Origin of the sequence: Saccharibacillus alkalitolerans (assembly GCF_011090185.1) — a bacterium.
In the GTDB taxonomy this organism is placed as follows: Bacteria; Bacillota; Bacilli; order Paenibacillales; family Paenibacillaceae; genus Saccharibacillus; species Saccharibacillus alkalitolerans.
On sequence record NZ_JAAFGS010000001.1, the window covers coordinates 299,017 to 312,676 of the forward strand.

The following is a 13,660-nucleotide window of genomic DNA, read 5'->3' on the forward strand; positions in this document are numbered from 1 at the left end:
CGAAGGGCAGGACATGCAAACGCAGGAAGCCCGAGGACGAAAGCCGAAGCATCGGCAGATTGTCCGAAGTACCGTCATACCACAGAAAAAGGAGATGGGAAAATGACAGGGAACACGCGCAGAGGGGTCATGAAAAGAGCGGCGGGTGCGGCACTGGCCGTATTGATGGGAGCATCGCTGCTGGCGGGCTGCGGCTCGGGCTCGAAAGAGGAAGCGGCGGCGAACGGCAGCGGAGACGGCAAACGCGTCACGTTGAAGGTGGAAGTGTTCGACCGGGGCAACAGTCCTTCTCCGCATACCATCACGAACAATTGGCTGACGCAGTACGCGCAGAAAGAATTCGGCGATCCGAACAATATCGATATCCAGTTCGTGCCGGTGCAGCGCTCCGAGGAAACGACCAAGCTGAACGTCCTGATGGCGAGCGCGAGCGACGTGCCGGATATCGTATTTGTGTACGACTCCAGCGTGTTTTACCGTTACGCGCAGCAGGGCGGCCTGACCGACGTGGGCGAGCTGCTGAACGAGCACGGACAAAATTTGAAAAAGTATCTGGGCGACGAGACGCTGAAATTCGGGCAGTTGGAAGGCAAGCAGTTCGCCATTCCGGGCAAACGAGCCATTACGGCCCGCTATAACGGCTATATCCGTCAAGATTGGCTGGACAAGCTGGGCATGAAGGCTCCGACGACGACGGACGAATTGTACGAAACGTTGAAAGCGTTTAAAGAGAAAGATCCGGGCGGCCTCGGAAGCAAAAACATCCCGATGGGCATGGCTCTCGCGCCTTCCGGTTACGAGCCGCTGATTTACGGGTTCATCAAGCCGGTCAAAGGCGATCTGACGTACAGCCAGCGCTACGAGCTGCCGCTGCACGAAGGATTCAAAGACTCCATGCAGTTCCTGAACAAGCTGTACAACGAAGGACTGATCAGCAAGGACTTCAGTCTCGACGAACAGGAAGAACAGCTCGGCAAAGATTTCCAGAACGGCAATGTCGGCTTTATGACGGAAGACGTGGGACAGATTTTGTACGCCGACGGCGCGCTGGACAGTCTGTACAAAAACATGCCGGACAGCAAAGTCGCGGCGGTCGACGCGTATACGAATCCGAACGCGGACAATAAGCATATCAAATCGCGGTACGGCAGCAACGGCATGTACATCATGATTCCGAAAAGCAGCAAGCGTTCCGTGGAAGCCGTCAAGTATCTGGATTGGATGGCGTCCGACAACAATCTGCTGACCATGTCCACCGGCGTGGAAGGCGAAAATTACGATATGGTGGACGGCATTCCGGTCATCAAAGAGGACGCTTCCCAGGAAATCAAAGACCGCGTCTACAACGGCGGCGACATGGCGATTCTGGCCAACGGCAAAGTGATCGGCGATCAGGAGACGAACGAGAGAGCCTGGACGGCCGGCTTCCCGAAACAGAACCAGGAACTGATGGAACAGTCGATCGAGATCGCCAATACCGACACGGTAGGACCGATCATTTTCGATCGCCCGATCGAAGCGGAAGCCAAGTACGGCACGGCGCTGAACGACAAGCTCAAAGTCATCATCGTGCAGAGCGCCATGGCGACGCCGGATCAATTCGAAGCCGTCTACGAGCGCGAAATGAACGACTTCATGAAGATCGGCGGAAGCGAGCTGAAAAAAGAACTGGAAGAGGCGCTTCAAGAACAGGGCTGATCGAAAGACCGAAGTCCGGAAAAAGGCCGGGGCGCGAGCGGGAACCCCTCGCTTTCGCTCCGGCTATCTTTTAAGGGGCACGCCCGGCAGCCGGAAGCAAAAAAGGCCGCTGCGCCCGACAGGAGGAAAACGACGTGACCAAAGCGAAAGCGACTCCGCTCAAACGGTACGGCGAACTGAACAAACGCTCGGCTTACCTCAAACGATATTGGCAGCTGTACGCGCTGTTGGCGCTGCCGATCCTCTACTTCGTCATCTTCCGCTACGGCCCGATGTACGGAGTGCAGATCGCGTTCAAAGATTTCAATTTGTTCACAGGCATAAACGACAGCGAATGGATCGGACTCGAAGCGTTCCGCGAAGTGTTCGCGATGAACGATTTCTATATCACGCTGCGCAATACGTTCATGCTGAATTTTCTGGATCTGATCGTCTCGTTCCCCGCCCCGATCATCCTGGCGATCATGCTGTACGAAGTCCGCTCCGGATGGTTCAAGCGATTCTCTCAAACCGTGCTCTACATTCCCCACTTCATCTCCTGGGTGATCATCGGCGGGATCGTGTACCAGCTGTTCGGCACCCAGTCGGGCATGATCAACGGCGTGCTGCAGGGACTCGGCTTCGAAGCCGTTCCTTTTTTGACCGAAAAAAATTCCTGGCTCATTACGTACCTGTTCACCGGCGTCTGGCAGAGCGCGGGCTGGGGAACCATTCTCTATCTCGCGGCGCTGACCGGCGTCAATAAAGAACTGTTCGAAGCGGCCGACGTGGACGGGGCGTCCCGGCTGCGGAAAATCTGGCATATCACGCTTCCGAGCATCAAGCCGACCATCGTTACGCTGCTGATTCTCAATCTGGGCAAAATGGTCAGCATCGGCTTCGACCGTCCGTACATTATCGGCAATACCGCGGTGCGCGAATATTCCGACGTGCTCAGCACGTTCGTCTACCGGATCGGCCTGGAGGCCGGCCAATACACGCTGGCGACGGTCGTCGGGCTGTTCCAGGCGGTCGTCGGACTGGTCTTCATTCTGGGTTCCAACTACATTTCCAAAAAAACGACCGGAGACGGCATTTTGTAACCGAGGCCGATCATCGGACAAGAAGAAGGGAGAGCAACCGCGATGAGTGAACGCACCTCCAACCGGATTTTCGATGTCGTCAATATTACGTTTATATCGCTGTTCGTCATTTTCTGCCTGGCACCGTTCGTTCATACGATCGCCGTATCGCTCAGCTCGAACCGGGCGATCACCTCGGGCGAAGTCACGCTGTGGCCCGTCGAAACGAATTGGGACGCTTACGCGCAGGTCTTTTCGGATCATTCCATGCTGCGCTCGCTCGGCTTTACGGTGCTGCTGACGGTCGCGACTACGCTGCTGTGCATGATCTTCACGATTGCCGCCGCTTACCCGCTGACCAAAGGGAATTTGAAAGGGCGCAAATTTTTCCTCTATCTGATTATCGTGACCATGTTTTTCAGCGGCGGCATCATTCCCGAGTATTTGCTGATCCGCGATCTGAACATGATCAATACGGTCTGGGCGCTGATCCTGCCGGGGCTGGTCAGTCCGTTTAACCTGATCATTCTGATCTCGTTCTTCAAAAATCTGCCGCCGAGCCTGGAAGAGTCCGCGGAGATCGACGGCAGTTCGTTCCTGAATACCCTGCTGCGGATCGTGCTGCCCCTGTCGCTGCCGGTCATGGCGACGCTGGCGCTGTTCTATGCGGTCGGGCGCTGGAACGGCTTCCAGGATGCCCTGATGTATATCAACGATCCTCAGATCTATCCGCTGCAGCTCAAGCTGTTCCAGATGGTGCAGAACAACATGGTGACCGAGCTGACGCAGCTGGAAGGAGCCAACCGGACGCCGCTGACGCCGGAAGCGCTGAAGGCGGCCACCGTCATCTTCGCGACCGTGCCGATTCTGTGCGTGTATCCGTGGCTGCAAAAATATTTTGTCAGCGGCGTCATGCTCGGGGCGGTGAAAGGCTGAGATGTCGGATCTTGCAACGGACAAAAGCGGATTTTCGTTTTCGACCTGCTGGAATATCAAGCGCGGCGGCGGCCGGGCGATGATCGAGGAGATCGCTTCGCTCGGATTCCGAGAGGCGGAATTGAATTATAACGTGACACGGGAGATGCTGACGGAGATCGAGCCTCTGATCGAACGCGGCGAGATCGGCGTGTCCAGCGTGCACAACACGTTTCCGCATACGCCCGATCCGGATTACGGCACGGACTCGGTGCTGCTCGGATTCGAAGACGGGGATAAGCGGAAAAAAGCGGTGGACCTGCTGGTCGGCTCCGCCGAATACGCGCATCGTTACGGGGCGGAGGCGGTGGTCGTTCATCCCGGCGAAGTGCCGATCGAGCATGCGGTCGTCAAGGAGCTGGAGCGGTCGTACCACGAAGCGGGCCGGGAATCGGAAGTGTACCGGCGGGCGTGGGCCTCGTTTATCGAACGGCGGGAGCGGGGAGCCGGCGTCTATCTGAAGCGGATCATCTCCAGTTTGGACGAAGCGTGCGACAGGGCCGAGTCGCTGGGGCTGAACGTCAAATTCGGTATCGAAACCCGTTCGCGTCCCAACCAGATGCCGACTCTCGCGGAGGCGAAAAAGGTCGTGCAGGCGCTCAAGGGAGCGCCCGTCGGCATCTGGTACGACACGGGACACGCGATCATGATGGACCGGCTCGGCCTGTACGACAGCGTGAAGGAAATGGAAGGTTTGATGGATCATATCGTCGGCGTGCATATCCACGAGACGATCGGATTGTCGGATCACTGGTGTCCGTACGTGCACAGCGGCGACCTGCATTTTTACGACAGATACCTGCCGATGATCGAGCGGGCGGGCGTCAAAGTGTACGAGCTGAAGGCGGCCTGCCTGCCGGAGGAGATTCAAGCCGGCCATCGGCTGCTGACCGAAAAACTCGAAGCCCGGAAACGGGCGGGGGTTCGGCTCGAACGATGAATACCGTGCTCCGTGCGCTTCTAAGGCCGCGCGGAGCCGACAGGGAAGGGGAACGGGCTTATCGAATACGAGCGGCTGGTACGAAAAAACGACGAAGCGGTCGCAGGCGGCCTGCCTCGGCAGGTGCTGGAACCGGAAAGCCGGTATTACGGCGGCACGGTCGACCCGGCGACCGGCATCGCCTGGGTCAATCATACGACAGGGACGCCGACCGATATGTGCAATTGGGGGGCTGCGCTGGTCAATCCGGAATCCGCTTATTACCGGGACGAAGAGCTGCTGCGGCGGCTGACGCTGGCTTCCGAATTCGTGCTGCGGTCGCAGCACGCGGACGGCTCCATTTCGCCGGGCTGGACGAATTATCATTCGCCGCCGGATACGGCATTCGTCGTTGTCGGCTACGCGCAGCTGCATGAACTGTTGGAGCGGGCGGATTGGGCGCCTCTGGCGCCCGCTCTTGCCCGTATGCGGCTGTTTTTGGAACGGACGCTGCCCGTTCTGCTGACGGGCGGATGCCATACGCCGAACCATCGCTGGGTGCTGTGCGCGGCGCTCGGTTTCCTGCGCCGCCTGCTGGGCGGAGAAGCCGGGGAACAAGCGGCGCGAAGAGCCGATCAATGGCTGGCGGAAGGGATGGACATTACGCCGGACGGCGAATGGACGGAGCGCAGCAACGGCATTTACAGCGCGGTCAGCGACATCATGCTGATTCATGCGGCCCGTCTGCTGGATCGGCCGGAGCTGCTGGAGCCGGTACGGGCGAATCTGCGCATGATGGCCTATCTGGTGCATCCGTCCGGCGAGGTCGTGACGGATTATTCCGGACGTCAGGACCTGGGCCGGTTCCACGACCTGTCGCCGTATTATTTGCCGTATGCGATGCTGGCGCTTCAAGACGGCGATCCGCTGTTCGGCGGCATGGCCAAATGGGCGGCCAAGACGCTGGAAGGCCCCGGCGCCGCTTCCGTCCATACGCTGGTGCGGATGCTGCTGGAACCGGGCGTACGCGGGCCTTTCGCGGCCTCGGGGGACGGAGCGAACGCCGTGCCGGTGCGTTACGAGAAAATGCTGAACGGCGAATTTCTGCGCGGCGGATATTTGGGACGGATGGAAGCGGCCGGCCATCAGGGGCGGATTTTTCACAGCCGGCTGCATACCGATTTCGGTGCGCCGGTCGCCCGGATCCGAGACGGGAACACCAGCGTCACGCTGATGACGGAAACGCCGTCTTTCTTTGCGCTGCGCCACGGACAAGCACGGCTGCTGGCGGTACAGGCTTCTTCTTATTTTTATCCGGGATTCGTGCCGATGCAGGAAATGGAGAGAGGGGAAGACGGCCGTTATCTGCTGTCGGGCGAACAGAGAAAAGGCTACTACGGCCCGGTCGAGACGTCTCTGCTGCCGGCGGGAACCGCGCAAGGCGTTAGCCCGTGGTACCTGCTGCCCCACCAGGCCAGGGAGCTGACGCACGAGCAGGTATTCCGTATGCGGGCGGATCTGGTGCCGATCGCAGGCGGTTGGGATCTGCGGCTGCAAGCCGACGAGCCCGGCGACGTCATGACGCAGCTGTCGTTCGTGTTCGGCGGCGAAGGGAAGATCGTATCCGGCGAGCTGTCGAAGGCGGGGAAGGATCGCTGGCTGTGGAGCGGCGGAGCGCTCCGCTACGAAAGCGGCGGCGACTGGATCGAGCTGACCGGCGGGGAAATGAGCCATCTGGCGCCTTCGGTCCGGGAAGCCGTACAGCCGGACGGCTGCATAGTCGTGCTGATCAATCTGATGACGCCGCTGGACAAGACGGTGAGCATCCGGCTGTCGACGGAGACGACTGCGGCAGAATAATAAAAGGATAATAAAACCGGATGCTCTGCTGACTACATCCCGAGCCATTCCAGCGTATGGAGCAGCGCCCAGAAGACCGGCGGTCCCAGCAGCGCGGGCAGCAGATTCATGGATTTGAATTTGCGGATCCCCAGGATGCTTAGGCCGGAGCTGAAAATCAAGATGCCGCCGACGATCGTGATTTCGTTTAGCATGTCTGGGTTCAGAGCCCCTGCGGCGAACTTGGCCAGCATATAGATCGCACCCTGCCAGCCGACCAAGATCAAGGCGGAGACTGCGATACCGGTACCGAATGTCGAGGCGAGTACGATCGAAGTAATGCCGTCCAGCATGCCGTTGGTCAAGAGGTAGCTGTAGTTACCGTTCAACGCCGCTTCGATCGGCCCCAGAATAGATAGCGAACCGATGCAGAATAACAGAATCGCGGTGGCCAATCCTTCGCCCAACCCGCTTTTGAAATATCGCGTTATCGCCGTTTCGAATCGTCGCTCCAAATTCATCTTTTCTCCGAGCAGGCCCCCTGCCGCAAGGCTTACGATAAATAACACGGGGTATCGGCTTTCCGGGAGATGCTGCACGACCGCGCTGATGCCGAGAAGAGAGGCGGCCAATCCCATTGCCTGCATCAATATTTCTTGGGACCCGGGGTCCAGTCCTTTTTTGAAGCGGCCGCCGATCAGGCAGCCGAGTACGATCATTCCTGCGTTAAACCAAGTTCCGAACATCGCTGTATTCCTCCGTTTGTATCGTTGATGCGCTCATGGTAAACCCTCAAGCGGCTAGAGGGTCAAGTCCGGGCATCAACAGATCAACGACTTGGAGGAGGAGTGACGGGCAGCAGGATTTCGGTCACGAATTTATCGGGGTCGTTGGTCAACCCGTAATCAATCAATGTCGTCTCGACGGAGCTGCCGATCAGCTCGTAGCCGTGAGTCTGCATATGGATGTTGAGCTGGGCATAATAAGCGGCCGCTTCCCGATGCGTTCCCCGGAAACGGATGCGAAGCCAAGGTCCCGCGGCAAACGACATGGATGCCGTAAAAGGGGGATCTTCGGTTTCGAGCAGCATGAAGATTCCCGCGTATCGGTCATAGCGTCCGGCTCGGATGTCTCCGGCGGAGAGCGAAATGCCGATCTTGCCGAGAAAAATATTTTCCTCCAACCCGTAGCGTACCCGAAGTTCCGTCACAAGATGCTCGATGTCGTCGCCCGTTTCGTAATCTTTGCGCATATAAACGGCTTGGCGCCGCCCCAGCCGGACTTCCTCGATCGTATCGAGCGGGACGCTCAGCGCGTCCTCGATGCCTTGCAATCTGCGGGCGATCTTGCGCTCGATCCGCTCCAAGCGTTCCCGCTGCGCCGCCGACTCTTCCTGCTGCATGCGCAGCAACTCCGTCATGGCCCCGATCTCCCGCAGTTCGAAGAAATCGGAGATCCGCTCCAACGGCATATTCAGCGCCCGCAGGTACTTGATCAGATTCAGACGTTCAAATTGTTGGGTCGAGTAATAGCGGTATTTCGTGGCTTCTTCCACATATTCGGGCTTGAGCAGTCCGATCTCGTCATAGTAACGCAGCGTAGGCACTTTGACCCCGAACAATTTCGAGACTTCCCCGATCGTGAACAATTCTTTCATTCGTTTGAACTCTTCCTTTCCTCTGCATTCGAGATGCGCGTCCGGATTCTTTGTTTTTATGATAAAGGGCACAAACAAAAATGGAAAGAGGGAAGGAATGTAACAAAAAAAGCGGGGTTTTCATCAGCTGCGGAAAAAAAGCGGAGAGTACTGCGTTTTTTTGCGTTACGCTTACATTCGTAAGGGACAAACGGAGGAGGAGAACAGATGGGCAAAAAAACCTATGTGCTGGTCGGCAGCGGCGGACGGGCGGAGTTTTTCTACGGAGCGATCGCGAGCCGTTTTCGGGAAACGGCGGAGCTGCTTGCTTTTTGCGACATCAACCGCATTCGGATGGAGTACGCCAATCGGATGCTGCGGGAAAAATACGATTACCCCGAGGTCAAAACGTACGAGATCGATCGGTTCGACGAGATGATCGGAGAGCTGAAGCCCGACTGCGTCATCGTCACGAGCGTGGACCGCACGCATCATACTTATATCGTTCGCGCGATGGAGCTGGGCTGCGACGTGATCACCGAGAAGCCGATGACGACCGACGCGGCGAAATGCCGGGAGATCGTGGAGGCGGTCGCGCGCACCGGACGCAAAGTGCGGGTCAGCTTCAATTACCGTTACGCGCCCCATCATACGAAAATCCGCGAATTGATCGAAGACGGCACGATCGGCGACGTCACGTCCGTTCATTTCGAATGGCTGCTGAACACCAAGCACGGCGCCGATTACTTCCGCAGATGGCACCGCGACAAACGAAACAGCGGCGGCCTGCTCGTGCATAAGTCGACGCATCACTTCGATCTGGTCAATTTCTGGATCGGTTCGCAGCCGGAAACGGTATTCGCGATGGGCGATCTGCTGTTCTACGGACGGGAAAACGCCGAACAACGCGGGATCACGAAATTTTACGACCGGGCGACGGGTCATCCGAACGCCCAGGGAGACCCCTTCGCGCTGCCGCTGGACGACAACGAGCAGCTGAAAGCGATGTACCTCGACGCGGAGAGCGAGGACGGCTACCGGCGCGATCAGAGCGTGTTCGGCGACGGCATCTCGATCGAAGATACGATGAGCGTCATGGTCCGGTACAAAAATCGGGCGCTGCTCACCTATTCGCTGAACGCCTATCTCCCGTGGGAAGGCTATCGCATCGCGTTCAACGGCACGAAAGGGCGCATCGAAGCCAACGTGGTGGAGCAGTCGTACGTCAATTCCGGCGGCGACAAAGCGCTGGAGGGCGCTCTGCAGGGGGCCAACATCCTCGTCTTCCCGATGTTCGGCGAGCCTTACAAGGCGGAGTTCGAAGAAGGAGAAGGCGGACACGGGGGCGGCGATCCCGTCCTGCTGAACGATCTGTTCGGCGAACCGACGGAAGACCGGTTCCGCCGGGCGGCGGATCACGCGGACGGAGCCCGATCGATTCTGACCGGCATCGCCGCCAATCTTTCGATGGCGCAGGGACGGGCGGTGAAGGTCGACGAGCTGGTGCGGCTCGATTAAGCGAACGGGAGCGGCGACGGCTGCCTCACAAGCATAAAGCGCAGCAAAAAGCCGCGGGATTTTTCCGCGGCTGTTCGTTCGGCATAGGAAGGCGTCTCCCTTTCCGCCCGGCTGCCGGCCGGAGCCGATCGGTTTAAGCGTTCAGGGTACGCTGCAGATCTCGCAGTTCGCGCCAGCCGATCAGTTCGATATTTTCTTCCTCGATCAGCAGGGCGATGTCCGGGTCGAGGAACAGATCGTAATCGAAGCGGCGGGAAGGCCAGGAGTCCGTGATCGCTCTCAGTTCTTCCGTGTCGGCGGACGGATGAAGCAGCATTTCCGTTACTCCGGGCTCCAGATTCCGAAGCAGCTCCGAGACGTTGTTCCGGGCAAAATCGAAATCTTCGCCTTCTCCGTAAACGAACGGAAGACCGATTACCCGGTCGGGATGCAGCACGCCCAGCTCCCGTGCCAGCGCGGCGATCCGCGCCTCGTCTCCCGAAGCATAGGCGGGATGCTCCGAGAAGCGGACGGGCAGCCCGAATTCCGCGCCGAGTTCGATCAGCAGCCGATGATGCACGTTGCGCAGGCTGCCCATATGATTGTCCAGATGCGTGGGATCGACGCCGAGCTGTCGCGCCAGCCGGATCTGCGCCGTCAGTTCGGCGCGCAGGGCGGCGGGATTCACGTCCGCCATATGCTGCGAGTCCGCCGGGAAGCGGCCGAACTCGTCCGTCAGCGTCTCGGCGCCCGCTTGAGGCAGCACGGGCCCCCACTTGTACGTTTCCCATTCGCTGGTCGACGTCAGGTGCACGCCCACGTCGAATTTGGAATCCCGCGCCGCGTATTCCGCCGCTTCGGCCGCCCAGGGGCAGTTGACCATCAGCGTGGTGGAAGTGATCGCGCGCCGTTCCCACAAGTCGAGAATCGCGCGGTTGGTCGAATGGCACATGCCGAAATCGTCGGCGTGCACGATCAGGCGCCGCCGTTTGTTCCAGTTTTCCAAAGTAAGCATAAACGCATCCTCCGCTCTGTTCGAATTCGTGTCCGCCCGATTGCTCGGATCTTCGTTCGCCCGGACGTTCTTCCTTATTATGGACGCAAAGTTCCGGGAAAAGCCAGCGGCGGCGGACGGTGACCGCGAGAGCTTTTTCAGGATTTTTCCTATTCGGCGGTCACTGGGCGGTCATTGTGCGTCGCCCTGCGTCCCGCTTCGCGTCCTCCCGGAAGCTCAAGCCGGCGATTTCGCCGCGAACTGCTTGTCATGCAGTTCTTTGTAGAGACCGCCGAGCGCCAGCAGCTCCTCATGCCGTCCCCGTTCGGCGATTGCGCCGTTGTCGACGACGAGAATCTGGTCCGCGCTGCGGACGGTGGAGAGGCGGTGGGCGATCACGATGCCGGTCTTGCCGGTCAGCAGCGACCGCATCGCCTGCTGCACATAATGCTCGGACCGCGTATCCAGCGCGGAGGTCGCTTCGTCGAGGATGACGATCGGCGGGTTCTTGAGCAGTACCCGGGCGATGGCGATGCGCTGTTTTTCCCCGCCGGAGAGCTTGATGCCGCGGTTGCCGACAAGCGTATCGTAGCCGTCCGGCAGCGACAGGATAAAATCGTGGATATAAGCCGCCCGGCAGGCGTCGATCATCCGCCGCTCGTCGGCATTTTCGTCGGCGTACAGCAGATTTTCCCGAATCGTGGCGTTAAACAAGTACGTGTCCTGCGTGACCAGTCCGATATGCGAGCGGAGCGCGTCGAGTTTCAGCGACCGTACATCGGCGCCGCCGATCGACACGATGCCCTTCTCGGCTTCGTACAGTCTCGGAATGAGCTGGGTAATCGTCGTTTTGCCGGCGCCGCTCGGTCCGACAAGCGCCGTAATCGTACCGGGCTCCGCCGCGAAGGAGATCCCCCGCAGCGCCGGCTTGTCCGGCCGGTAAGCGAATTCGACGCCGCGGAACTCGATGCCGCCATCCGGAATGTCGGAAGAAGCGCCGGGGCGGTCGGCGATTTCCGGCACGATGTCGAAATATTCGAAAATGCGCTGAAACAGCGCGACGGAGCGTTTGATTTCGACGTACAAGTTGGTCAGCTGACCGACGGGACCGTAGAGGCGGCCGAGCAGGGCGACGAACGCGATAATTGCGCCGACGGTGATTTCGCCCTGTATGAACAAGTAGCCTCCGTACAAATAGATCAGCATCGGGCCGATCGATCCGAAGGTGCTTACCATCATCATGAACCAGCGTCCGGCCGTCGATTCGCGAATCTGCAGCCGGGTCGTCTCGGCGTTGGCTTTGCGGAAAGCGTCGTATTCGCGGTCGTCGCGCGCAAACAGCTTCATGAGCATATATCCGCTCAAGCCGAGCGTTTCTTCGGTAATCCGGTTTTGCTCGCCCAATTTCTCCTGGGTTTGCTTGGCGAACTTCCAACGGACGCGGCCCATTCGCCGGGTGGGCGCGACGAACAGCGGCAGCACGAACAGACTGAGCACGGCCAGCTTCCAGTTCATGATAAAGAGCGTGACGGAGGTCGTGACGAGAATCAGCACGTTGCTGGCGAAGCTCACGATCGTGCCGCTGAATACGCCTTGAATGCCGGCGATGTCGCTCGTCATGCGGGTAATCACTTCGCCCTGCTTGACGTTCGAGAAAAAAGACAGCGGCAGGCTCTGCAGATGGCGGTACATCCGGTTCTTCATATCGTATACGATATGCTGCGAAATATACGAATTCAGGTAGCTTTGCAGCACGCCGAGAGCTCCCGCCGCGATCGTCGTCGCGAGCGAAGAGAACACGAGGATGGCGAGCAGGCGCAGGTCTTTGTCCGGCAGCGCCCGGTCGACGATCTGCTGGATGAGCAGGGGCGGAAGCAGACCCAGCAGGGAAGTGACCGTCAACACGGCCAGCACGGCCAGCGTGCGCGTCCGGTAAGGCAGGAAATAAGCGGCGATCCGCCGCAGCATAGCGGGCGACAAATCCGGTTTTTCGGCATTTTCGTCGAATTTCATACGTCCCATCGAAGGGGTTCCGAATTTGGACATGGGCATGAACCAACTCCTTTTGAAATAAAAAATCAAGCAAAATCCCGACAAGCGAATTCGATATGTAAATAGTTTATCACTATACAAAAACGTATACAAGTGTATACAAAATTCGCGGACCTATCGTTTTTGAGCGCGCATTTTCCGGCGCGCGAATCGTTCCGCCCACCATGAAAGGATATGGTTTCCAGCTGTAAGTCTTTGTCTTTTGTTGCATTCTTCCGTGGCCAACATTTATAATGAAGTGTTTCACAAAAAAGCTATAACGGTTGGAGGTGCGTATGAGCAAGTCAAAATTTTACGTGGTCTGGGCGGGCAGACAGCCCGGCGTCTACGCGACCTGGGCGGAATGCAAGGCGCAGGTAGACGGATTTCCGGGCGCCAGATACAAGTCGTTCGAATCGAGAAGCGCGGCGGACGAAGCTTATGCCGGCGGCGCGAAGCCGTACATAAAGTCCGGAGGAGCCGGTGCCGCGAAGAAAGCGGGAAGCCCCGGAGCGGGGAAGAAACCCGTGGGAGACATTGACTACAACAGCATCTCGGTTGACGTAGGGACGCGCGGCAATCCCGGACCCGTCGAGTACAAGGGGGTGGATACGGCAACCGGCGAGGTGATCTTTTCCCATGGACCGATTGCCAAGGGAACGAACAACCTGGGGGAATTTCTCGCGATCGTGCACGCGCTTGCCCATATTCAGCGTGAAGGCAGCGACAAGTCGGTCTACAGCGATTCCGTCAACGCCATTAAATGGGTCAAGCAGCGCCGGGTGTCGTCCACGCTGCCGCGGGACAAATCGACCGAAGAAATCTGGACGCTGGTCGATCGGGCGGTACAGTGGCTCGAAACGCATCCATACAGCACGAAAATCCTGAAGTGGGAGACCCGGGATTGGGGAGAAATCAAAGCCGACTATGGACGGAAATAAGACTCCCGGGGCGCTTGCCAAATTGCGCCGTACCCTCAAACGTGCTAGTATAATTTCTAACGTTTACCG

At 58.6% G+C, this 13,660-nt stretch carries 11 protein-coding genes; 7 read left to right on the forward strand and 4 right to left on the reverse strand.

Annotated elements, in window-relative coordinates:
- Positions 1 to 102: 102 nt before the first annotated feature.
- From GYN08_RS01265 to GYN08_RS01285, 5 genes are all read left to right on the forward strand, one after another.
- Complete coding sequence (locus tag GYN08_RS01265) at positions 103 to 1,698, forward strand: extracellular solute-binding protein (RefSeq protein WP_166271742.1); 1,596 nt, start codon at positions 103 to 105, stop codon at positions 1,696 to 1,698.
- Between the two features lie 134 nt (positions 1,699 to 1,832).
- Positions 1,833 to 2,780 (forward strand): ABC transporter permease, encoded by a 948-nt coding sequence (locus GYN08_RS01270; protein ID WP_328802429.1) that lies wholly within the window; start codon positions 1,833 to 1,835, stop codon positions 2,778 to 2,780.
- A 42-nt stretch (positions 2,781 to 2,822) separates the two neighbouring features.
- Positions 2,823 to 3,695 carry a carbohydrate ABC transporter permease gene (locus GYN08_RS01275; RefSeq protein ID WP_166271744.1) on the forward strand — a complete coding sequence of 291 codons (873 nt, stop codon included), beginning with the start codon at positions 2,823 to 2,825 and terminating at the stop codon, positions 3,693 to 3,695.
- A gap of 1 nt (position 3,696) precedes the next feature.
- The gene (locus GYN08_RS01280; RefSeq protein ID WP_166271746.1) at positions 3,697 to 4,674 is read left to right on the forward strand and encodes a sugar phosphate isomerase/epimerase family protein; all 978 of its coding nucleotides are present in this window, start codon (positions 3,697 to 3,699) and stop codon (positions 4,672 to 4,674) included.
- Between the two features lie 123 nt (positions 4,675 to 4,797).
- A complete protein-coding gene (locus GYN08_RS01285; RefSeq protein ID WP_328802433.1) occupies positions 4,798 to 6,513 on the forward strand; it encodes a hypothetical protein in 1,716 nt (571 codons plus the stop codon).
- A 32-nt stretch (positions 6,514 to 6,545) separates the two neighbouring features.
- Here the strand turns inward: GYN08_RS01285 and GYN08_RS01290 are convergent, their stop codons facing one another.
- Both GYN08_RS01290 and GYN08_RS01295 read right to left on the reverse strand, forming a co-directional pair.
- Positions 6,546 to 7,238, reverse strand: a complete 693-nt coding sequence (locus GYN08_RS01290; RefSeq protein WP_166271748.1) for a DUF554 domain-containing protein — start codon at positions 7,236 to 7,238, stop codon at positions 6,546 to 6,548.
- Positions 7,239 to 7,321: 83 nt separating this feature from the next.
- Positions 7,322 to 8,149: a MerR family transcriptional regulator gene (locus tag GYN08_RS01295; protein WP_166271750.1), complete on the reverse strand. Its 828-nt coding sequence runs from the start codon at positions 8,147 to 8,149 to the stop codon at positions 7,322 to 7,324.
- A 207-nt stretch (positions 8,150 to 8,356) separates the two neighbouring features.
- On the opposite strand from GYN08_RS01295, the gene GYN08_RS01300 reads away from it, so the two are divergent.
- Positions 8,357 to 9,646 carry a Gfo/Idh/MocA family protein gene (locus GYN08_RS01300; protein WP_166271752.1) on the forward strand — a complete coding sequence of 430 codons (1,290 nt, stop codon included), beginning with the start codon at positions 8,357 to 8,359 and terminating at the stop codon, positions 9,644 to 9,646.
- 133 nt (positions 9,647 to 9,779) lie between these two features.
- Here GYN08_RS01300 and GYN08_RS01305 read toward each other — a convergent pair whose 3' ends face one another.
- Both GYN08_RS01305 and GYN08_RS01310 read right to left on the reverse strand, forming a co-directional pair.
- Entirely contained in the window at positions 9,780 to 10,640 is an 861-nt protein-coding gene (locus GYN08_RS01305) for a polysaccharide deacetylase family protein (protein ID WP_166271754.1), read from the reverse strand.
- Positions 10,641 to 10,856: 216 nt separating this feature from the next.
- Positions 10,857 to 12,665, reverse strand: coding sequence for an ABC transporter ATP-binding protein (locus tag GYN08_RS01310; RefSeq protein ID WP_166271756.1), 1,809 nt, complete (start codon positions 12,663 to 12,665; stop codon positions 10,857 to 10,859).
- A 281-nt stretch (positions 12,666 to 12,946) separates the two neighbouring features.
- Between GYN08_RS01310 and rnhA the strand changes: the two genes are divergently transcribed.
- Complete coding sequence (rnhA, locus tag GYN08_RS01315; protein WP_166271758.1) at positions 12,947 to 13,591, forward strand: ribonuclease H; 645 nt, start codon at positions 12,947 to 12,949, stop codon at positions 13,589 to 13,591.
- The last annotated feature ends 69 nt before the right edge of the window (positions 13,592 to 13,660 follow it).

Excerpts from the sequence above, each read along its gene's own strand:
- GYN08_RS01305 (WP_166271754.1), bottom strand. The coding sequence starts at position 10,640 with ATGCTTACTTTGGAAAACTGGAACAAACGGCGGCGCCTGATCGTGCAC.
- GYN08_RS01290 (WP_166271748.1), bottom strand. The coding sequence starts at position 7,238 with ATGTTCGGAACTTGGTTTAACGCAGGAATGATCGTACTCGGCTGCCTG.
- GYN08_RS01295 (WP_166271750.1), bottom strand. The coding sequence starts at position 8,149 with ATGAAAGAATTGTTCACGATCGGGGAAGTCTCGAAATTGTTCGGGGTC.
- GYN08_RS01310 (WP_166271756.1), bottom strand. The coding sequence starts at position 12,665 with ATGTCCAAATTCGGAACCCCTTCGATGGGACGTATGAAATTCGACGAA.
- GYN08_RS01275 (WP_166271744.1), top strand. The coding sequence starts at position 2,823 with ATGAGTGAACGCACCTCCAACCGGATTTTCGATGTCGTCAATATTACG.
- GYN08_RS01280 (WP_166271746.1), top strand. The coding sequence starts at position 3,697 with ATGTCGGATCTTGCAACGGACAAAAGCGGATTTTCGTTTTCGACCTGC.
- GYN08_RS01265 (WP_166271742.1), top strand. The coding sequence starts at position 103 with ATGACAGGGAACACGCGCAGAGGGGTCATGAAAAGAGCGGCGGGTGCG.
- GYN08_RS01300 (WP_166271752.1), top strand. The coding sequence starts at position 8,357 with ATGGGCAAAAAAACCTATGTGCTGGTCGGCAGCGGCGGACGGGCGGAG.
- rnhA (WP_166271758.1), top strand. The coding sequence starts at position 12,947 with ATGAGCAAGTCAAAATTTTACGTGGTCTGGGCGGGCAGACAGCCCGGC.